Annotated in this window: 19 protein-coding genes; 8 read left to right on the plus strand and 11 right to left on the minus strand. The window is 70.6% G+C overall.

Features of this window, described 5'->3' with window-relative positions:
- Nucleotides 1-625 precede the first annotated feature (625 nt).
- The 3 genes from ACIP6N_RS13290 (at nt 626) to ACIP6N_RS13300 (ending at nt 2,321) form a co-directional block, all read left to right on the plus strand.
- Nucleotides 626-1,180, plus strand: coding sequence for a GNAT family N-acetyltransferase (locus ACIP6N_RS13290; RefSeq protein WP_401815265.1), 555 nt, complete (start codon nt 626-628; stop codon nt 1,178-1,180).
- Between the two features lie 215 nt (nt 1,181-1,395).
- Nucleotides 1,396-1,755, plus strand: coding sequence for a DUF6204 family protein (locus ACIP6N_RS13295; protein ID WP_401815267.1), 360 nt, complete (start codon nt 1,396-1,398; stop codon nt 1,753-1,755).
- Nucleotides 1,756-1,862: 107 nt separating this feature from the next.
- Nucleotides 1,863-2,321 (plus strand): MarR family winged helix-turn-helix transcriptional regulator, encoded by a 459-nt coding sequence (locus ACIP6N_RS13300; protein WP_401815269.1) that lies wholly within the window; start codon nt 1,863-1,865, stop codon nt 2,319-2,321.
- Nucleotides 2,322-2,528: 207 nt separating this feature from the next.
- On the opposite strand, the gene ACIP6N_RS13305 is transcribed toward ACIP6N_RS13300, so the two are convergent.
- The 6 genes from ACIP6N_RS13305 to ACIP6N_RS13330 all read right to left on the minus strand — a co-directional run bounded on the left by ACIP6N_RS13305 (nt 2,529) and on the right by ACIP6N_RS13330 (nt 10,022).
- On the minus strand, nt 2,529-4,112 hold the full coding sequence (locus ACIP6N_RS13305; protein ID WP_401815271.1) for a type IV secretory system conjugative DNA transfer family protein: 1,584 nt from the start codon (nt 4,110-4,112) through the stop codon (nt 2,529-2,531).
- Nucleotides 4,113-4,117: 5 nt separating this feature from the next.
- Nucleotides 4,118-5,563 (minus strand): ATP-binding protein, encoded by a 1,446-nt coding sequence (locus ACIP6N_RS13310; RefSeq protein ID WP_401815272.1) that lies wholly within the window; start codon nt 5,561-5,563, stop codon nt 4,118-4,120.
- Between the two features lie 99 nt (nt 5,564-5,662).
- Nucleotides 5,663-7,216: an SCO6880 family protein gene (locus ACIP6N_RS13315; RefSeq protein ID WP_401815274.1), complete on the minus strand. Its 1,554-nt coding sequence runs from the start codon at nt 7,214-7,216 to the stop codon at nt 5,663-5,665.
- Nucleotides 7,213-8,652 carry a hypothetical protein gene (locus ACIP6N_RS13320; RefSeq protein ID WP_401815275.1) on the minus strand — a complete coding sequence of 480 codons (1,440 nt, stop codon included), beginning with the start codon at nt 8,650-8,652 and terminating at the stop codon, nt 7,213-7,215. The genes ACIP6N_RS13315 and ACIP6N_RS13320 overlap by 4 nt, the downstream gene beginning before the upstream one ends.
- Nucleotides 8,642-9,511 (minus strand): hypothetical protein, encoded by an 870-nt coding sequence (locus ACIP6N_RS13325; RefSeq protein WP_401815276.1) that lies wholly within the window; start codon nt 9,509-9,511, stop codon nt 8,642-8,644. Before ACIP6N_RS13325 ends, ACIP6N_RS13320 begins: the two co-directional genes overlap by 11 nt.
- A gap of 202 nt (nt 9,512-9,713) precedes the next feature.
- Nucleotides 9,714-10,022, minus strand: a complete 309-nt coding sequence (locus ACIP6N_RS13330; RefSeq protein ID WP_401816155.1) for a hypothetical protein — start codon at nt 10,020-10,022, stop codon at nt 9,714-9,716.
- Nucleotides 10,023-10,510: 488 nt separating this feature from the next.
- Here ACIP6N_RS13330 and ACIP6N_RS13335 point away from each other — a divergent pair, with 488 nt between their 5' ends.
- Together ACIP6N_RS13335 and ACIP6N_RS13340 are read left to right on the plus strand one after the other, a co-directional pair.
- Nucleotides 10,511-11,533, plus strand: a complete 1,023-nt coding sequence (locus ACIP6N_RS13335) for an NlpC/P60 family protein (RefSeq protein ID WP_401816158.1) — start codon at nt 10,511-10,513, stop codon at nt 11,531-11,533.
- A gap of 213 nt (nt 11,534-11,746) precedes the next feature.
- Nucleotides 11,747-12,478: a phosphatase PAP2 family protein gene (locus ACIP6N_RS13340; RefSeq protein ID WP_401815277.1), complete on the plus strand. Its 732-nt coding sequence runs from the start codon at nt 11,747-11,749 to the stop codon at nt 12,476-12,478.
- A gap of 28 nt (nt 12,479-12,506) precedes the next feature.
- Here ACIP6N_RS13340 and ACIP6N_RS13345 read toward each other — a convergent pair whose 3' ends face one another.
- From ACIP6N_RS13345 to ACIP6N_RS13360, 4 genes are all read right to left on the minus strand, one after another.
- A complete protein-coding gene (locus tag ACIP6N_RS13345) occupies nt 12,507-13,157 on the minus strand; it encodes a sortase domain-bontaining protein (protein ID WP_401815279.1) in 651 nt (216 codons plus the stop codon).
- 74 nt (nt 13,158-13,231) lie between these two features.
- Nucleotides 13,232-13,717, minus strand: coding sequence for a hypothetical protein (locus tag ACIP6N_RS13350; RefSeq protein WP_401815281.1), 486 nt, complete (start codon nt 13,715-13,717; stop codon nt 13,232-13,234).
- An 84-nt stretch (nt 13,718-13,801) separates the two neighbouring features.
- Nucleotides 13,802-15,433: an FAD-binding oxidoreductase gene (locus ACIP6N_RS13355; RefSeq protein ID WP_401815283.1), complete on the minus strand. Its 1,632-nt coding sequence runs from the start codon at nt 15,431-15,433 to the stop codon at nt 13,802-13,804.
- Nucleotides 15,434-15,685: 252 nt separating this feature from the next.
- Nucleotides 15,686-15,886: a hypothetical protein gene (locus ACIP6N_RS13360; RefSeq protein ID WP_401815285.1), complete on the minus strand. Its 201-nt coding sequence runs from the start codon at nt 15,884-15,886 to the stop codon at nt 15,686-15,688.
- A gap of 172 nt (nt 15,887-16,058) precedes the next feature.
- On the opposite strand from ACIP6N_RS13360, the gene ACIP6N_RS13365 reads away from it, so the two are divergent.
- Nucleotides 16,059-16,886, plus strand: coding sequence for a hypothetical protein (locus tag ACIP6N_RS13365; protein ID WP_401815286.1), 828 nt, complete (start codon nt 16,059-16,061; stop codon nt 16,884-16,886).
- A gap of 162 nt (nt 16,887-17,048) precedes the next feature.
- On the plus strand, nt 17,049-17,270 hold the full coding sequence (locus ACIP6N_RS13370; protein WP_401815288.1) for a hypothetical protein: 222 nt from the start codon (nt 17,049-17,051) through the stop codon (nt 17,268-17,270).
- A 91-nt stretch (nt 17,271-17,361) separates the two neighbouring features.
- Here the strand turns inward: ACIP6N_RS13370 and ACIP6N_RS13375 are convergent, their stop codons facing one another.
- Nucleotides 17,362-17,715, minus strand: coding sequence for a metal-sensitive transcriptional regulator (locus ACIP6N_RS13375; protein WP_401815289.1), 354 nt, complete (start codon nt 17,713-17,715; stop codon nt 17,362-17,364).
- A gap of 247 nt (nt 17,716-17,962) precedes the next feature.
- Here ACIP6N_RS13375 and ACIP6N_RS13380 point away from each other — a divergent pair, with 247 nt between their 5' ends.
- The gene (locus ACIP6N_RS13380) at nt 17,963-18,583 is read left to right on the plus strand and encodes a DUF47 domain-containing protein (protein WP_401815291.1); all 621 of its coding nucleotides are present in this window, start codon (nt 17,963-17,965) and stop codon (nt 18,581-18,583) included.
- Nucleotide 18,584: the final 1 nt, after the last annotated feature.

The following is an 18,584-nucleotide window of genomic DNA, read 5'->3' on the forward strand; positions in this document are numbered from 1 at the left end:
ACTGCAGGGGGGACCCTGTGGGAGAGTAGGTCGCCGCCGAACAATTTTTATGGGGAAGCCCCGTACCTTTATGGTACGGGGCTTCTCTGCGTTCACGACCAATTTATTTGCCCCGCCCAACAACGGGCCAGACAGGCCAGACCGGACGGCCACCCGCGCTGAACGGCGCACCCGCCCGCGCCAGCACCGGAGCGATCGCTCGTCTGCAGTGGGAAGGGGGCCGTGGAGGGGTGGTGTCCAGAACGTAAAGCGTGACTTTGCGGCGTGGACACCACTGGCCCGGTGTCCACTGCGCCTGTACACGCCGTAAATCATGCAGTGGCGGACACTTCCCCTGCGCGGAACCCGGCGACAGCACCAGCCACAACACCCCATCCCACGACCACCCGCGCCGGACGGCGACCCCGCAACCGGCGCACACACGTCCCGCGCCGGACGGCGAAGCGCGCGGAACCCGGCACCGACACCAGCCACCACACCCCAGCCCACGACCACCCGCGCCGGACGGCGGCCCCGCAACCGGCGCACACACGTCCCGCGCCGGACGGCGAAGCGCGCGGAACCCGACCGACCGCACCCGAAACGCCCCGGCCACGACGCGCGGCGGCTCTGAGAAGATCGGGGGATGAATCACGTGATACGCGCGGTACGGGCCGACGAATGGGCCGAGGTCAAGGAGCTGCGGCTGCTGGCGTTGCAGGACCCGGCGGCGCCGCTCGCCTTCCTGGCCACGTACGAGGAAGCGGTGAAGCGCCCCGACTCCTTCTGGCAGGAACAGGCCGCAGGCGGCTCCGGACAGGGCCTGAAGAGCCGGCAGTTCATCGCCGAGGCCGCCGACGGCAGCTGGTCCGCCTCCGTGGCGCTGCTCATTGAGGAGCCGGGCTACATCGACTTCATGCAGCACACCGTCGAGCGCGCGCAGGGACACCTGGTCGGGGTGTACGTACGCCCGGAGCACCGCGGCAGTGGGCTGATCAAGGAGCTGATCGCCGCGGCGCTCGACTGGGCCTGGTCGCTCGAGGAGCCGGAGCTGAGCCGGGTGCGGCTGTACGTCCACGAGGACAACGCGCGGGCGCGGGCCGCCTACCGCAAGATGGGCTTCACAGCGACCGGAGTGACCGTACCCTTCGAGCCGCAACCGTCCCAGCAGGAGCTGGAGTTGGTGATCCCGCGCCCCTGAAGCGCCCGAGACGGCGGGTTCGCCAGGCGTGGCCGGCCGTCGCGACGGCGGCGGACGAGAGACGGCGGCGGACAAGAGACCGTGCCGCGACGAGGAGCAGCGCCGTGTCGAGGAGCAGCGCCGTGTCGAGCGGCCGGGACGCGCCCGGACGCGCCCGGCCGCGTCCGCCGGAAACGCGGTGGAGCTACGCCGATCGCGCTGGTTAGGCTCGTGGGATGAGTACTCGTACCTTCCGTATCACCGTCCGTGGCGTCTTCGACGGACTCAGCGCTGATCAGCGGGCCGAACTCCTGGCCCGTGCCCCGGAGCACGACGTCCTGCGGGCGGCCTTCACCACTGAAGGTCACCTCAGCTACGACCTGGCCGCGCGATCTGCCTTCACCTTCCGCTTCCAGGACTCGGGGGAGGAAGAAGAGGACATCCTGGAAGCGACCGAACGCGCCGAGGAAACGGCGAAGGCGTGGCTGGCCGAACGCGGCTACGGCTGCAAGAACCTCAGGAGCAGCGCCGAGGACCTTTCCCAGGCTCCGCTGGGCAAGCGGCAGCGTCGCGCCGCTGCCCAGAAGAACGTCTGACCTCACGGCCGCACTCACCCCTCGGCATTTTTCTCCGCCGCCCTCAACCGAACACATCCTTGACTGCTCAAGTATCGGGATATGCTTGAGCAGTCAAGGAGGAAGCAATGAGTGAAGCGCTGGATGCGTCGCTGCGTCTCGTGCGGGCCCAGATGGCCCTGACGAAGCGGTTCGACGCGAGCCTGTCGGGGCTGCACGGCGTGAGCCTGGCCGATTTCACGACGCTGCTGTGTCTGGGACAGGCGCCCGGTGGCCGGATGCGCCGCGTGGACCTCGCCGGGGCGCTCGGGATGACCGCCTCCGGGGTGACTCGGGGTCTGGCTCCGCTGGAGCGGATCGGACTGGTCACGCGCGAGACGGACGCCCGTGACGGGCGCGTGGCCTATGCCGCGCTGACCGACACAGGCCGCGAACGCCTGACGGAGATGCTCGTCACCGCCGAACATGTCGCCGCCGAGATCTTCGCCGCCCCTTCGTGGAGAAAGGAGGACGTCGGCAGCGTGACCGCCCTGTTGACCCGCCTCGGCGGCACCGGGCTTCCGGGTTACGGGATCCCGCGGCGGTAATCCCATAGGTACGCCGCAACACCCCTACGAGCGCTTCCCGTGACAACCGTCGCCGCCCGACACCGGGCACACGCCGGTCTGGGCCCGTTTCACGGCACTCACCGCCGGCACAGCCGCCCTCGGGCACTTTGCCCCGGGCCGTTTCACCCGGCGCGTTCAGACCTGAACTCAAGCGCGGCTACCGGCTTTTCGGTGTCGGAACGCGGATTACCGTGCTTCGTAGGGCAGTTCGTGCCGGGGCCAGCGGGCGCGTGCCTGTTCGCGCGAGCGGATCAGCGCCAGGGTGGTGAGGCCGCTGTCGCGGCCGGCGGCCAGCAGGCCCGGGAGTTGGGGGAGCGGGGCCACCGCGGCGACATCGTCCAGGACGAGCGCCATTGGTGGGTCGAGCCGACCGTCAGATGACCTCGCAGCCATGCGGCGGCCGTGCTCGACCACGTGTGAGGCCAGTGCGGTGAGCAGCGGCATCGCACCGGGGCGGGAGCGCGGATCTTCGATCGGCTCGCCCACCACATAAAGTGTCCCCCCTTCTGCCACGAAAGAATCCAGTGCGAGCGCATCGGTTCTGTTCGGCGTGCAGGTCTCCCGGACGTGGACCGACGAGAGGGACGACAGCGCACGGGCCGTCAACTGCTGTGCTGCCTCGCGGCGTTCGGGGTGCGCGGTGAGCGAGGACTCCAGCAGGCCCGCGAGCCCCGAGGCGGCCTTCGGGTGCGTGCGGAGGATCCGTACGGCCTCGTGGGCGCTGCCGCCCTGGGCCCAGCGGTGCACCTGTTTGAACGGCCGCGCGTCCACGGCGGCGGCGTGCAGCCAGCAGCGCAGCAGCGTCTGCGCGGTGTCGGCCAGAGCGGCGTCCACGGGCGCGTACGGGCGTACGGGGGCCAGCAGCGCGGCCGCGCGGGTGTCGGCGCCTGCGGCGTCCTCGCAGCCGCTGCTGGGCGACCAGTGGAGCCGGGCAGGGGTGTCGCAGAGGTGGCCGGGGTCGTAGACGAGGACGGGGCCGAGCTTGGCGCGCGCGTCCTTGGTCTCCGCCCATACGACGGGGTCCGACGTGATGACGAGGGCGGGGCCCTCGGCGTCCTGGATGGCCTGGATCGCGGCGGGGCGACGGCTGCTGGGGTCGCCGTACCGCAGCGGGGAGGCGGCGCGGGGGGCCGGGACCGCGGCCGCCGGGACCGCGGCCGCCGTGACCACCGGCGGCAGGGTTTCCGTGGGCGGCTCCTGCCGCGTCGGGTGAGCGGCGGGCGCGAAGGGGGCCGTGGGCGGGAACGGGGACGGCGAGAACGGGGACGGCGGGGGCGCGGGGGCCGCCGTGGCGGGTACGGGTGCGGCGGGTGGGGGCGGCACGGCGGGACGCGCGTACGTGGCCGGTGTGTCCGGGTCGGCCGCCCGGAAGCGGTTCCGCTGTTCCTCGCGCCGTCGCGCGCGTACCGCGCGGCCGCGGGTCACCACGCCCAGCACGAACACCGTGAGCACGGTCAGCACCATCAGCTGGCTGATCAACAGGCCCCAGAACAGCCCGTATCCGGAGAGCTGACCCGCCGGAGTGTGCGGCCACGCCCCTGCCAGGTCGTGCGGCTGCGCGGCCAACTCCCTTATGGCCATGGGCGTCCGGGTGTAGGTGACGCCGTCCGGCCAGGCGCCGTGGGCGAAGAGGCCGCCGAGCCCGGTGGCCGTCCAGACCAGCAGGGACAGCCCGAGCAGAAACGCGAGCAGTGCGACCAACAGCCCGTCGGGCACGCCTCCTCGGCGGATTCCCTGACCATCTCCCGCACGATCGTCACGGCCCGCCATGTCCCTCACGCCACCGTCGACTCGGAGGATTCGTTCAACTGCCGCTGTCGTTCGAGGAGGGCCGCGCGCTGCTCCGCCTCCCACTCGGCGGCCTGCATGTGCGGCGGCAGTCCGGCCTCCAGCCGCGCGTCGGCGGCGTCCGACGCCTCGGAGTTCTCCGTCATCGCCCGGTCGGTGAAGACCAGGGGTCGTTCCGCCTCGGTGACCAGGTGTTTGACGACCTGGACATTGCCGTTGACGTCCCATACGGCGATGCCCGGGGTGAGCGTGGGGATGATCTCCACGGCCCACCGGGGCAGGCCGAGCACACGGCCCGTGGCTCTCGCCTCGTCGGCCTTCTGGGCGTAGATCGTGCGGGTGGAGGCCATCTTGAGGATGGCCGACGCTTCCCGTGCGGCGGCTCCGTCGACCACGTCCGAGAGGTGGTGGACCACCGCGACGAACGACAGGCCGAGCCGCCGGCCGAACTTCAGCAACCGCTGGAACAGCTGGGCGACGAAAGGGGAGTTGATGATGTGCCAGGCCTCCTCGACCAGGAAGATGCGCTTCTTCCTGTCGGGGCGGATCCAGGTGTGCTCCAGCCAGACGCCGACGATCGCCATCAGGATCGGCATCGCGATCGAGTTGCGGTCGATGTGCGAGAGGTCGAAGACGATCAGCGGTGCGTCGAGGTCGATGCCGATGCTCGTCGGGCCGTCGAACATGCCGCGCAGGTCACCGTCGACCAGGCGGTCGAGGACCAGTGCGACGTCCAGGCCCCAGGCCCGTACGTCGTCCAGGGCGACGTTCATCGCCTCGGCCGACTCCGGTTCCGGGTGGCGCAGTTGCTCGACGATGTCCACCAGCACGGGCTGGCGCTCGACGATCGTCTCGTTGACATAGGCGTGCGCGACCTTCAGGGCGAAGCCGGAGCGTTCGTCCAGGCCATGGCCCATGGCGACTTCGATGATCGTGCGGAGCAGGGCGAGCTGGCCGGTCGTGGTGATCGCGGGGTCGAGGGGGTTGAGGCGGATGCCGTGGTCCAGCGCGGCCATCGCGTCGAGGCGGATGGGGGTTATACCCAGCTGCTGCGCGATCAGGTTCCACTCGCCCGAGCCGTCCTCGCCCTGGGCGTCGAGGACGACGACCTGGCGGTCGCGGAAGCGCAGCTGCCGCAGGACGTACGTCTTCTCCAGCGCCGACTTCCCGTTGCCGGACTCGCCGAGCACCAGCCAGTGCGGGGCGGGAAGTTGCTGCCCGTACAGCTGGAACGGGTCGTAGATGTAGCCCTTGCCGCTGTAGACCTCTCGGCCGATGATCACGCCGGAGTCGCCGAGGCCGGGGGCCGCGGTGGGCAGGTAGACGGCCTGCGCCTGGCCCGTCGACGTACGGACGGGCAGCCGCGTCGTCTCCACCGCTCCGAAGAGAAACGTGGTGAAGGCGTCCGTGAGGATGGACAGCGGATCTCGCATCACAGACCTCTGATTCGACGGCTGTCGGCTGGTCGGGTCGGGTGGTCGGGTCGGGTCGGGTCAGGCGGGTCGGGGCGGGCGATCCGGCCGGGCGGCCGGCTACCTGCGGATGCCGGTCGCGAACGGCAGGGTGTTCACGAACGCGCGGTGGTGTTCGCGGTCGCACCACTCCAGCTTGAGGTACGACTTGCCGGCCGAGGCCCTGATGGTGCGCTTGTCCCTGGCCAGAGCCTCGGGCGAGCGGGACGACACAGTGATGTACCCGACGAGGTTGACCCCCGCAGCCCCACTGGCGAGATCTTCACCCCGCTGGTCGAGCCGGCCGTGTGCGGCGATGTCGCGCGGGTCGACGGTCCTGTTCATCTTGGCGGCGCGGCTGGCTTCCGCGTCGTCGTTGGTCTTCTCCGTCAGCATCCGCTCGATGGCGATCTCGGTGGGTTCGAGATCCATGGCCACCGACACCGTACGGATCACATCGGGGGTGTGGACGAGCAGCGGCGCGAGGAAGTTCACGCCCACCGGGGTCATCGGCCACTCCTTGACCCAGGCCGTGGCGTGGCACCAGGGCGCGCGGGTGGACGACTCGCGGGTCTTGGCCTGGAGGTACGTCGGCTCCATCGCGTCCAGCTCGGCGGGCCAGGCGTTTCGTTTCGTCATGGCCTGGATGTGGTCGATGGGGTGGTCGGGGTCGTACATGGAGTGCACGAGGGAGGCGAGCCTGCCCTGGCCGAGCGGCTGCCGTACGCGGATGTCCGCCTCGGCGAGCCGGGCGCAGATGTCGGTCAGCTCGCGCGCCATCACGACGGCGAGGCCGGCGTCGTGGTCGAGCTTCTTCCTGCCGCCGGTCTGCCGGGCCGCGCGGGCCATGGCCTGGGCCTCCGCGGCCAGTTCGCGGGTGAAGTGCATGCAGGCGACGAGATACGCGCGGTGCTGCTCGCTGGAGGTGGAGACCATCGACTGGAGCTGGTCGTACGAGTCCTGGAGCCAGCCGGGGGACGAGGCGTCGCCGCGCTGGGCGACGTCCTTGGCGTGCGCGTCGGGGTCGGCGGGCAGCGTACGGGCGAGCATCTGGAGGCGCGTGACGAAGCCGTCGCCGTTGGCGACGTGCTTGAGGAGCGTGCCGAAGCGGTCGACCAGCGCCTCCTGGTCCTCGCTGTCGCGCAGGCCGACGCCGGGGCCCTCGATCTCGATGGCGGCGGTGACGGTGCGGCGGTCGGCGTGCAGCAGGACGGCGATCTCGTCGGGGCCGAAGGGCGCGGCCAGCCAGTTGATCCTGCCGATGCCGGGCGGCGGTCCCACCTCGACCTCGCGGCCGTCGCTGTACGTACCGGCCTCCATGGCGGTGGAGCGGTAGGCGGTGCCGTTGCGCAGGGTCCGTTTGAAGCTGCGGTTGATCTCGAACCACTTGTAGAACGTGCGGTGTTTGTACGGGACGTACACCGCGGCGAACGCGAGCAGCGGGAAGCCCGTCAGCGTCACGATCCGCAGGGACAGCACGGGCACCAGCAGGCCGCACATCATGCCGAGGAACGCGCCGGCGATGATCAGCGCGATCTCGCCGGTCTCACGGTTCTTTCCGACGATCGCGTTCGGCCTGGCGCGGCCGACGAGATACGTACGGCGGGGCGCCATCGGTTGGGACTGTGTCGTCAACGCCCTCCACCTCCTGTGCTGTTGTTGCCTGTGCCGCGTGAGCTGTGCGGCGTGCCGCTCGTGGGACCGCTGCTACGGGGTGAGGGCGCGGCGGACCCGCCGCCTCCGCCTCCGCCGCCGGACGACGGGCGCGAGCTGTGGGCCGCGACGCCGCCGGAGATCGGGTTCTGCGGCCTTGCGCTGCCGCCGCCTCCGCCGCCTCCACCGTCGCCGTTGTTGCGGCTGCTGTGGGTCTTGATGCCCTGGGAGACGAGTGCGGCGGGGGAGCTGATGAGGGCGGCGGCCTGGGCGCCGTCGGTGGCCTGCTTGCGGTTGGTGCGGGAGGCGGCGATCTCGTCGCCGAAGCCCGGCACGAAGCGGTAGATCATCCCGGAGGCGAAGATCGCGAGCAGGATGATGGAGAGGCCGGAGACGACGGCGGAGAACGCGTCGGGGCCGTCGTTGGTGGAGAGCGCGCCGGCGAGGCCGAGGACGATCACGATCACGGGTTTGACCATGATGACGGCGATCATGATGCCGGCCCAGCGGCGGACGTGGCCCCACATGTTCTTGTCGACGAGTCCGGCGTACACGACGGTGCCGAGCAGCGCGCCTACGTACAGAAGTGCGGCCCTGATCACCAGTTCGAGCCACAGGACGCCGGCGGCGAGGATCGAGACCAGGGAGACGACGATCAGCATGATCGGCCCGCCCCCCATGTCGTCGCCCTTCTTGAGGGCTTCGCCGAAGCTGCCGAAGAAGACGTCGCTCTGGCCGCCGGTGGAGGCGGAGATGACCTCGGTGACGCCGTCGGTCGCGGAGACGACCGTATAGAGGATGAGCGGGGTGAACGCCGAGGCGAGGACGGTCAGCCAGAGGAAGCCGATGGCCTCGGAGAGCGCGGTGCTGAGGGGGACGCCCCGGATCGCGCGCTTGGCGACGGCCAGCAGCCACAGGACCAGGGTCAGGACGGTGGAGGCCGCGAAGATGACGGCGTACTGCTTGAGGAAGGCCTGGTTGGTGAAGTCGACGTTGGCGGTGTTCTTCACGGCGTCGCTGAGCTTGCCGACGATCCACGCGGCGGCGTCGGCGCAGCCGCGCGCGAGGGAGGCGAGGGGGTCGAGGACGTCGTCGACGGGGTTGCCCGGCAGGCCGGAGCCGGAACCGGAGCCGGAGCCGCCGGACTCGCAGTAGTCCTTGGAGAGGCCCTTGAGCAGGCTGCAGTCCTCTTTGCCGTCGTCCGGGGAGGGCGCCGCCGCGGCTCGGGTCGCGAAGAGGAGCAGCGTGGCCTGGATGCCCGCGAGCACGGCGACGAACGACCGCGTCCGGACGGCGGTGCGCGAGCGGACGGCGGCCGACCGGCAGCTGACGACGGTGGACCTGGACCTGGAGCGTGCGCGTGCGGACCGGGAGCGGACGGGGGACAACCGTGCGCGGCGGCGGGAGCTACCTGGCATACGTGAAGCCTCCGAACTGCTCGACAGCCTTGCTGATCTCGTCCGCGCTGGAGGCCGCGTTGTCGCCGGGGACCGGGGCCGGCCCGTCCTTCTGCGTGTCCGTGGCGATCTTCCAGTCGTTTCCGAGCCACCGGAGGTCGAAGGTCCCGGTCTGCCAGGTGGTCTTCACCGGGTCGGTGGATCCCGGTCCCGCCATACCGATCAGGCCCGTGTACCAGACGGACACCTTGGCGGTGTCTCCGCTGATGTCCACGACCTTCGTGCCCACAGGGATCGCGCGGGACACGAAGGTGCTGCCCTGCGGGGGGTTGCCCGCGGCGTCCAGACCCAGCTTTCCCAACTCGGCGGGTGCGTAAGCGGGGTCCAGCGCCGTCTTCAGCTTTGCCGCCTCGTCGGGGATGTAGAGGGTGTCCAGGATGAGGTCGCGGCTGTCCTTCTTGAACATGCCGTCAGAATTGATGGCCACCGTGAAGTTGGCGGCGGCGCTTGCCGCGCCCTGCTCTGTCTTCGCGTAGCCGGTCGGGATCGCGCCGTTCTTCCCCTCCACCGGCTTCGTGCCCGTCGCCGCCGTCGGGTCCGCCTTCGCGCCCTTGGTGACGCCACCGCCACCCCCCGCGCCGGCCGAGGCCTTGGCGTCGCCGCCGCCCCGGTTGGCGAAGGCGATGGCCGCGACGAGGAGGACGATGACGCCGACCATGGCGATGAGGGAGCGCGATCCGCGCGCGGGACGGCGGGCGCCGCCGTACACGTCGCCGCCTCTGCCGTCCGGCAGGCGGGTACGGGTCTGACCCGAGCCGCCGAAGCCGCTGTCCGGGCGGCCCTGGTCGCCGCCGTGGCCGTGCTCGTCACCGAAGCTCATGCCGCAGACTCCCCTTCGGCCGTGTGCGGTCCGCTTACTCCGACGGTAGCGGTGCGGGTGGCCGCGCGGGCGCGGTGTGGTGACTCGATATCAGAGACATCAGGGGACATCAGGGAGACGCAACCTCAGCCGGTGGGCGCGACGGACGGGTGGTGTTGGTGGGATGGGTGGTTCTGCCCGGGCCCGGACAGCCGTGCCGGCGTCAGACAGCCATGCCGTAGACGATGGTGAAGAGCGTCCCGAGGGATCCGATGATGAAGACGCCGGTCAGCCCGGCGACAATCAGCCCCTTGCCCTGTTCCGCGCTGAAGGTGTCCCGGAGCGCCGTCGCCCCGATCCGCTGCTTGGCCGCGCCCCAGATGGCGATGCCGAGGCAGAGCAGGATGGCCACGGCCATCACGACCTCGATCATCACCCGAGCTTCGTTCCCCAGGGTCCCGAAGGGCCCCCAGTCCGGGGCGATGCCACCGATGATGGTGGTGATGTCGCCCTTTTCGGCCGCCAGGTCCATGTAACTCACCGCCCCTGTTGGGTCGTTCGTCGCCCGTGCCCCACGGCACGAGTCACGTTCTATCTTCGCTGATGGAACCGCCCTCGTATGCCGCTCGGCGGCTCTCTTTACCCGATCCCCGCACGTATGACCGATCCTGATGCCCTGACCTGGCACGGACCGGGGCGTACGAGCGTGAATGGTAACTCTGTGTATCACGGTGCATGACTCCGGGCAATGACCTTCTTGCCGGCCCCCTGTCCGCACATTCCGGGCGGAGCGCGGTTTCGGCGGCGCCGACCGGGTGCCGCTCGGCGCCGCCCGCGGGCGGGAGGCGGCGGCGCGGTTTGAAGACATCCGGGGCTGCCCAGATTCAGTGGGGCGGACTTCCCGCGGCCGGCCGGTGGTGCGTGCTCTTCCGGACAGCCGTCGCCGGCCGTCCCCTGATCAATGGCCTGCCCGCCTACACTGACGGCACGACAGAGGCCCTGACGCGAGGGGGTGTGACGGTGCGCAAGTCGTTGCTGATCGGCGGCGCCGTCGGCGGAGTCGGAGTGGGCTTCGTCGCCCTGCTGGTCGTCGGGACGTACTCGGCCGCCTCCGGGCTCCTCGGCGGGAACGCGGGCAAGCCCGAGGGGCTGGCCGAGGGGGCCGTGCCCGCCGCCTATCAGGGGCTGGTCAGGGAGTGGGGCACCCTCTGTCCGGCGATCACGCCGGGGCTGCTCGCCGCGCAGCTGTACCAGGAGAGCGGCTGGAACCCCAACGCGCAGAGCCCGGTCGGCGCCAAGGGCATCGGTCAGTTCATGCCCGCGACGTGGGAGGCGCACGCGATCGACGGGGACAAGGACGGCGATCGCGACATCTGGGACCCGTCCGACGCGATCCCTTCGGCGGCCACGTACGACTGCCAACTGGCCGGATACGTCAAGGACGTTCCCGGCGACGTCTCGGACAACATGCTCGCGGCGTACAACGCGGGCGCGTATGCCGTCATCAAGTACAGCGGGGTGCCTCCGTACAAGGAGACGCAGAATTACGCCAAAGTCATCCGGACGCTGGAGAAGAGTTTTTCCAGGCCGGTCGGCCGGGTGGCGCCGTCCAAGCTGGCGGCCTCGGCCATCTACTTCGCCCAGCAGAAGCTCGGCACACCCTATTTGTGGGGCGGTACCGGTACGACGGACCAGGGCGGACGGTTCGACTGCTCCGGTCTTACGCAGGCCGCGTACCGTTCCGTGGGGATCGAGTTGCCGCGCGTCGCCAACGACCAGTACAACGCCGGAGAACATCCCTCGCGCGATGAACTGCTCCCCGGTGACCTGGTCTTCTTCTCCGAGGACCTGACCAATTCACGGGCCATTCATCATGTGGGTCTTTATGTGGGCGGCGGATATATGATCGACGCCCCGTACACGGGGGCCGTGATCCGGTTCGACAAAATTGACAGTGCTGACTATTTCGGGGCGACCAGGGTCACCGGCGACGGCGCGCGGTCGCTGCCGACCGACCTCCCCGGGAACCGTCCCACGGTCTGATCCGGCCGTCCCCGGCGGTGCGGCCGGAGATGTGAGTGGCTGGAACTGTCCGGCGCACGCGGGTTCTGAGCTGCGACGACGTGTCACTCTTCGATAACGTCATGGTGATCTTTCGGTGGAGACCGGAACGTACTCGACGCGTAGGCCGTTTCCTGAACTACAGCTGCGGAACTGATTGCGCGGCAGGCGACAAAGGCTAAGGGGCCGCACCGTATGGCTGGACTCGTACTCGATGGGTCGAACCCTGATGTCGGCCTGCTCTACGACATCAACGGACTCGCCAAGGACGCCCCGTCGTGGTTCGACCGTGCGATGGAGTTCACCGGCGAGTACGGGATCCTGTTCGCGTTGGTCCTGGTCCTTCTCTGGTGCTGGTGGTGTGTGCGCGGGCGCGGGTCCGCCGGGGATTCCGTGACTGCGGTCGCCGGGCTCGTCTGGGCGCCGCTCGCGGCCGGTTTCGCGGTGCTGGTGAATATCCCGATCCGGGGCTTCGTCGAAAGGCCGCGGCCTTTTGTGGACCATAAGGGGCTTGATGTCCTGGTCGCGGGCAAAACGGATTTCTCGTTCGTCAGTGACCACGCCACGATGGCCATGGCCGTCGGCGTCGGGATTTTCATCGCAAACAAGAAATTTGGCCTCGCAGCGATAGGGCTGGCGCTCCTCGAAGGCTTCTGCCGCGTCTATATGGGCGTCCATTATCCGACCGACGTGGTCGGCGGTTTCGCGCTCGGTACGGCCGTCGCCCTGCTCCTGACGCCGCTCGCCCTCGCCCTCCTGACGCCGCTGCTGTCGGCCGTCGAGGGCTCGGCGCACTTCGGATGGATCGTACGCACCAGGGCCGCCCGGGAGGCGGACCGTACGGCCGCCGCCGAGGTGCCGCTCGGTGACGCGCGCCCGCTCGACATCACCGAGGCCCGGCCCGACGACAACAACCTCGCCGCGTAAGGCCGGTCGCACGCCGCCCACCGGTTGCTCACGGCTCGGCCGCCACGGCGCTGACCACCACGTTCGAATCCCAGTGGCCATTGCGGTCGATGACGCCGCCACAGGTGATCAGCCGTAACTGCGCGTCGGGGACGGGCCCGTAGACCCGCTCGGTGGGGAACCGGCTCGACGGGTACGTGTCCACGGCCGTCACCCGGAAGCGCAGTCGCCTGCCGTTCCTCAGCTCCGTCTCGACCCGGTCGCCCGGACTCAGCCTGCCGAGCTTCGCGAAGACCGCGTTCCTGATGTGGTTCGGGTCGACGAGCTTCCCGTGGAGGTACGCGCGGCCCGGCGCGTCCCGGTGGCCGACGAGCACCGCGGGCCCCGGATCGCCGGGGCGGGGGCCCAGCGCGTACCAGCCGACCTTCATCGGGCTGCGCAGGCCCGGGACTTCCAGCGCGCCGGCCGCGTCGACGCCGAGCGCCAGGACGTCCGCCGAGACGCGCAGCGCCGGGATGCGCAGCCGTACGGGCGCGGAGAGCGGGTCGGTGACCGTGACCCGGCCCGGCTCGGCGTCGGCTGCGGTGGAGGGACGTGACGGGCCGTTCACCGGGCGGTGCGGGAACAGGTACAGGAGTACGGCGGCCACGACGCACAGCGCGGCGAAGGAGATCAGCGCCCCGGCCGCCACCGCGCTCACGCGACCGCCGGGACCCGTACGGCTCGCCGCGGGACCCGTACGGCTCGCGGGGCCCGGCGGTCCCGCCGCGCCGGTCAGTGCCGCCCCGCCGGGCCGTGGCGCCCGCGCCCGCGGACGACGAGCAGCGCTCCGGCCGCGAGCGCGGCGGCCCCGCCCAGGGCCAGCACGAGCCCGGCCGTGCCCGACTGGTCCGCTCCGTCCGCGGCGGCCGGATGGACCGCGCCGCCGCGCGCCGCGCCCGACGGCGTGACCGCCAGCGCGCCGGCCGAGCGGGACGCGGGCGCGGAGGTCGGCACGGACGCGGTCGTCGGCGCCCGTACAGACGGTGACGCGGACTCAATCGCGGATACGGACGGGGACACCGGGGACGGCGACGGCAGCGGTCTCGACGTCGAGGACGTCGTCTGCGAAGCCGTCACGCCCGGCGGGTCCTGCGCGCCCGCCGCCACCGCGGTGCCCCCGAGCGCGAGCAGGAGGGCCGCGACGGCCGAGGCGGTGACGAGCCTGATCGGCGGAGGTGCTGTCCTGGGTGCCGCTGTCCGGGGTCCGTTTCGGTGCATGTGTCCAGGCCACCGCCGGGCCGCCCGCACGGCCACCTCGGTGAGCCGTACGGGGGACGCGCCGCCGTTGTCGCCGGCGCGTGGCTACAGCGCCTGCGCGAAGTCGAAGAGCCTGTCGGGGTCGTACCGCTTCTTCAGCTTGGTGAGCCGGTCCGCCGCCGGTCCGTAGTACGCCTTCCGCCAGTCGCTCAGGGCCGGGTCGACGTAGTTCTGGTACGCGGCGCCCGAGGCGTACCGACGGATCGAGGCGTGGGCGTTTTTCAGCCACGCCTGCTGGGCCGTTCCCGGGGTGCCCGACTGCCAGGAGGCGATGTACTGCGCCAGCATCCGCGAACGCCGGTGGACGAAGGCCGTGGCCAGCGGGTCCACCCGGTTGATCGCGCCGCCGAGCGCCGTCAGGGCGATCGAGCCGCCGCCACCGCCCTGGCCGGCCGGGATACGGGTGAAGTCCTCGGCGGCGGAGATCAGGGCCCGGCGGCCCGCCGCGGACAGCGCGCGGTCGAAGAAGTCGGACGCGGCGGTGTACGTCTCGCGCTGGAGCGCGCCCTGCAGCGAGCGGCCCGGCGTGCTGCCCCCGAGGCGGCACTGTTCCTGGGTGAGCCCGGAGCAGCCCCCGTACACCTGCATCGCCTCCCCGTAGGCGCGGCTCTTGATCGAGACGGAGCGTGCGGGCCCCGGGCCGCCCGTACGGTCGGCGAGATTGTCGACGGCGTGGTGCAGACCGGCCTCGCTGCCCAGGGAGAAGACCGAGACGGAGAGGGTGGGCGTGACGCCGCCGGGACCGCCGTCGAGGTGCAGCGAGGACCAGATCTCGTCCGGCTGCGAGGGGCCCCAGTCCTGCCACGCGGCGAGCAGCGCGTCGGCCTTCGACCAGGGCCAGCTGAGGAAGGCGGAGACGCCGTCGGGGGCCGGGTGGGTGCGGAAGCGCAGGTCGGTGACCACGCCGAAGTTGCCGTTGCCCGCGCCGCGCAGCGCCCAGAAGAGGTCCGTGTTCTGCTTCGCGTCGGCGGTCAGCCGGGTGCCGTCGGCCGTGATGACCGTGGCGGAGGTGAGGCTGTCGCAGGCCAGGCCGTACGCGCGGGCGGCGACGCCGTGGCCGCCGCCGAGGGTCAGTCCCGCCACGCTCACGGTGGGGCAGGAACCGGCGGGGATCGTGCGGCCGCGGGTGGCGAGCGTCCGGTAGACGTCGCCGAGTCTGGCGCCCGCGCCGACGGTGCCGTCCGAGGTGGCGCTGTCGAGCGAGTCGAGCTTCGAGACGTCGATGACCAGCCGGCCGTTGCCGCTGGAGAAGCCCGCGTACGAATGGCCGCCGCCGCGCACGGAGACGGGCGTGCCGTGCGCGCGGGCGAAGGCCAGGCACTCCTTGACGTCGTCCTCGTTCGCGACGTACGCGAGGGCCGCGGGCTTCAGGGTGTCGAACCGGGTGTTGTAGAGCTGCCTGGCCGTGGCGTACTCGGCGTCGCCCGGACGTACGAGGTCGCCGTCCAGGCCCTTCGCGAGGGTGCTCCAACTGGGGCCGTTCGGAGCCGCTTTCACTGTCGCCGGCGTACCGGAGGGGGTGCCGGAGGGGGCGGCGGTCCGGCCGTCGGGAGGCGTACCGCCCGCCTTGCCCGTGTCGCTGCCGCCGTTCCCGCTGTCACGGCCGCCGGAGCATGCGGTCACGGCGGTGGCCGTGACGAGTGCCGCCGCGGCGGTGAGCAGTGTGCGCCGTTCCATGGAGCGACCTCCTGATGGTGCTCTGGGGCGGGACCGCGGTCGGCCCTGCGGAGAACGGGACGGTACCCAGCCGCCGGGAGGTTCCACACCCAGCCGGAATCCGTGAGCGCGGACGGCGGAGACCGGGGGCGCGGACGACGGAACGGAAAGCGCCGGGTCACGGGCTCCGGAAGCGCGGGACCACGGGATCCGGACGTGCCGGGCTGCGGGATCCGGAAGCGCGGGGCTGCCGGGACAAGGGGACGCGCGGATTCAGGCCGAGCCGGCGGGGCCGGCGGGTCCGACGTGGCCCTTCGCGTCCGTACGCGCGAGGTCGCGCGATCTCCGGGCGGGGCCCGACCAGCCGCAGGTGCAGCGTGCCAGGCAGAACGAGCCGCGCTCGGTGGTGGAGGTGGTGTGGGCCGGCGGGGTGGTTGAGGGCGTGGGGGGTTCGGAGACCTCGTGCTCGGACACGGCTCAACGGTACCGGCGCGGTACACCGCTCGTGCCCCGCGGGTGGAACAGATTCCGTGACCATCTGTCCGCCGTCTTGGCGTGACGGGTGACGTGAGGCGTCGTTATCCGAGTCATGAGGGACGGGCGGGATCCGGACGAGCAGCGGTAAGGCGTTGGGGGTCGGCAGGCGATGGTGGCGCAGCAGCACAGACGCAGGGGCGTGACGTTCGCCGTCATGGCTGTCGCGGGGGTCGTCGCCACGGCCGCCGGATGTTCGGCGAGCGGCGGCGCGGCGGCCGACGACCGTCCCGGAGATGGTCAGGCGGTCGTGCGCGGGGCGGCGGACGAACTGCTCGCGGCGGGCAGTTCGAAGGCCCGTACGTCCATGGAGATGGCGGCCGGCGGGACGCGCGTGACGATCAGGGGCAAGGGCGGCTACGACTTCCGCAAGAAGATGGGCCGCCTCGATCTCGTCCTGCCCAAGGATCCGGCGGGTACGAGCGAGCACCGGCCGCTCACCGAACTGCTGGCGCCCGCGGCGCTGTACATGAAGAACCGCGGAGCCGGGGTGCCCGCCGACAAGTGGGTCAGGGTGGACGCGACCGCCCAGGAGGACGGCAATCTCGTCACGGGCGGGGCGACGGATCCGCTGGCCGCGGCCGAACTGCTGCGTACGGCCAGGAATGTGACCTTGGTCGGTGAGCAGGATCTGGCCGGTACCCGGGTCTGGCACTACAAGGGGGTCACGGACATCGCGCGGGCCGCGAAGGTGGCCTCGCCGTACGCGCGCGGGGCGCTGAACGCGGCGGCGAAAGGGTTGGCCAAGGATGTCGTGCCCTTCGACGCCTACCTGGACGACGCGGGGCGGTTGCGCAAGGTCAGGCATCAGTTCAGCTATCTCAACCAGGGGAGTGCGGTGGCGGTCGCGTCCACGACGCTGCTGTACGCCTTCGGCTCGCCGGTCACCGTGGCGCTGCCGCCGGAGCGCGACATCTTCGCCGGGAAGGTCACGGCGTAGACCGACAGGATCAAGACGCGAGCCCGGAAGGCCACGGCGAAAATGGTCCGGACGTGCCATGCGGGGTGTGTGTCCCTCTCCCTACGCTAGGACCTGTCCTTCAGGGAAGGCGACCCTGTCCTTTTCAGGGAAGGCGACACCGGCAGGGAGAGGTGGGAGCGCGTGGCTTCGTTGCGTACGCCGGCCGTTCATGACCACGTGGCCCTGGCCGAGATCGAACTGTGCGGCGAGCTGATGATCGCGGCCTCCGCCGTGGACGGGGAGCGGCTCAGCCCCGACCGGATCGACGAGGTACTGCAAGTGGTACGCGCCCTTCCCGCGTCCGCCGCAGCGCCGCCCGCTCCCGGGGCAGCCTCGCCGGAAGCCCCCGTGGAGGCCCCTTAGATTCTGGTGGCCGTCCCAAGCCCCGGCGAAGTCCCCCGGTTCCCCCTTCTTTCACGTGCGAATGTCACGGGCGCACGCCCACGTGCGCATGTCACGTGCGAAGCAGCCGGGCGATCGCCTTCGTCGCTTCCGCCACCTTCTCGTCGATCTCCTCGCCGCCCTTGACCGCCGCGTCGGCGACGCAGTGCCGCAGATGCTCTTCGAGGAGCTGGAGCGCGAAGGACTGGAGCGCCTTGGTGGAGGCGGAGACCTGCGTGAGTATGTCGACGCAGTAGACGTCCTCGTCCACGAGGCGCTGAAGCCCGCGGATCTGGCCCTCGATTCTGCGGAGCCGTTTGAGGTGTTCATTCTTCCGCGCGTGGTACCCGTACACCGCTGGGTCCTGGTCGGTGGTGGAGGGCGCGGCGCTCGCCGTCGTGCCGTCGGCGGCCTCGGTGGTCGTCATCGGGTCCTCCAGCTGTCCGGTCGGGGACGACCGGGTCGGTGGGCTGTCCAGGATGGGTTGTCCGGAAAGGGGCGGATATACCCCACGTGGGTATAGCGTACCCGGTCCGTGAGCCTTGGGGCAGGGCCCTGTGCCGCTCATTGGCCCCGTATGGGCCACACTGGGGTCCGGTCCGGCGGGTTAGCCGTGGCCGAATCTTGCGCCTAGCATCAGCCTGACCGAATCCCATGTAACCCGAGGACCCCACGTGCGATTTCGTCTGACCCCCAGGGAGACGAGCTTCTACGACATGTTTTCCGCGTCCGCGGACAACATCGTCACGGGCTCCAAGCTCCTGATGGAACTGCTCGGTGCGGACTCCTCCGCCAGAGCCGAGATCGCGGAGCGGATGAGGGCAGCGGAGCACGCGGGCGACGACGCCACCCACGCGATCTTCCATCAGCTCAACTCGTCGTTCATCACGCCGTTCGACCGTGAGGACATCTACAGCCTCGCGTCCCAGCTCGACGACATCATGGACTTCATGGAGGAAGCGGTCGACCTCGTTGTCCTCTATAACATCGAGGCACTTCCGAAGGGCGTCGAGCAGCAGATCGAGGTGCTGGCCAGGGCCGCGGATCTGACCGCGGAGGCCATGCCGCATCTGCGGACGATGAACAACCTGACCGAGTACTGGATCGAGGTCAACCGCCTGGAGAATCAGGCCGACCAGATCCACCGCAAGCTGCTGGCCCATCTCTTCAACGGCAAGTACGACGCGATGGAGGTGCTCAAGCTCAAGCAGATCGTCGATGTGCTTGAAGAGGCCGCCGACGCGTTCGAGCACGTCGCGAACACGGTGGAGACCATCACGGTCAAGGAGTCCTGAC

The sequence above is a fragment of the Streptomyces sp. NPDC088725 genome (assembly GCF_044751305.1).
Taxonomy (GTDB): domain Bacteria; phylum Actinomycetota; class Actinomycetes; order Streptomycetales; family Streptomycetaceae; genus Streptomyces.

What these genes read in the sequence shown, in the direction of transcription:
- ACIP6N_RS13290 (WP_401815265.1), top strand. Translation starts at nt 626, where the DNA reads ATGAATCACGTGATACGCGCGGTACGGGCCGACGAATGGGCCGAGGTC.
- ACIP6N_RS13295 (WP_401815267.1), top strand. Translation starts at nt 1,396, where the DNA reads ATGAGTACTCGTACCTTCCGTATCACCGTCCGTGGCGTCTTCGACGGA.
- ACIP6N_RS13300 (WP_401815269.1), top strand. Translation starts at nt 1,863, where the DNA reads ATGAGTGAAGCGCTGGATGCGTCGCTGCGTCTCGTGCGGGCCCAGATG.
- ACIP6N_RS13305 (WP_401815271.1), bottom strand. Translation starts at nt 4,112, where the DNA reads ATGGCGGGCCGTGACGATCGTGCGGGAGATGGTCAGGGAATCCGCCGA.
- ACIP6N_RS13310 (WP_401815272.1), bottom strand. Translation starts at nt 5,563, where the DNA reads ATGCGAGATCCGCTGTCCATCCTCACGGACGCCTTCACCACGTTTCTC.
- ACIP6N_RS13320 (WP_401815275.1), bottom strand. Translation starts at nt 8,652, where the DNA reads ATGCCAGGTAGCTCCCGCCGCCGCGCACGGTTGTCCCCCGTCCGCTCC.
- ACIP6N_RS13325 (WP_401815276.1), bottom strand. Translation starts at nt 9,511, where the DNA reads ATGAGCTTCGGTGACGAGCACGGCCACGGCGGCGACCAGGGCCGCCCG.
- ACIP6N_RS13330 (WP_401816155.1), bottom strand. Translation starts at nt 10,022, where the DNA reads ATGGACCTGGCGGCCGAAAAGGGCGACATCACCACCATCATCGGTGGC.
- ACIP6N_RS13340 (WP_401815277.1), top strand. Translation starts at nt 11,747, where the DNA reads ATGGCTGGACTCGTACTCGATGGGTCGAACCCTGATGTCGGCCTGCTC.
- ACIP6N_RS13350 (WP_401815281.1), bottom strand. Translation starts at nt 13,717, where the DNA reads ATGCACCGAAACGGACCCCGGACAGCGGCACCCAGGACAGCACCTCCG.
- ACIP6N_RS13355 (WP_401815283.1), bottom strand. Translation starts at nt 15,433, where the DNA reads ATGGAACGGCGCACACTGCTCACCGCCGCGGCGGCACTCGTCACGGCC.
- ACIP6N_RS13365 (WP_401815286.1), top strand. Translation starts at nt 16,059, where the DNA reads ATGGTGGCGCAGCAGCACAGACGCAGGGGCGTGACGTTCGCCGTCATG.
- ACIP6N_RS13375 (WP_401815289.1), bottom strand. Translation starts at nt 17,715, where the DNA reads ATGACGACCACCGAGGCCGCCGACGGCACGACGGCGAGCGCCGCGCCC.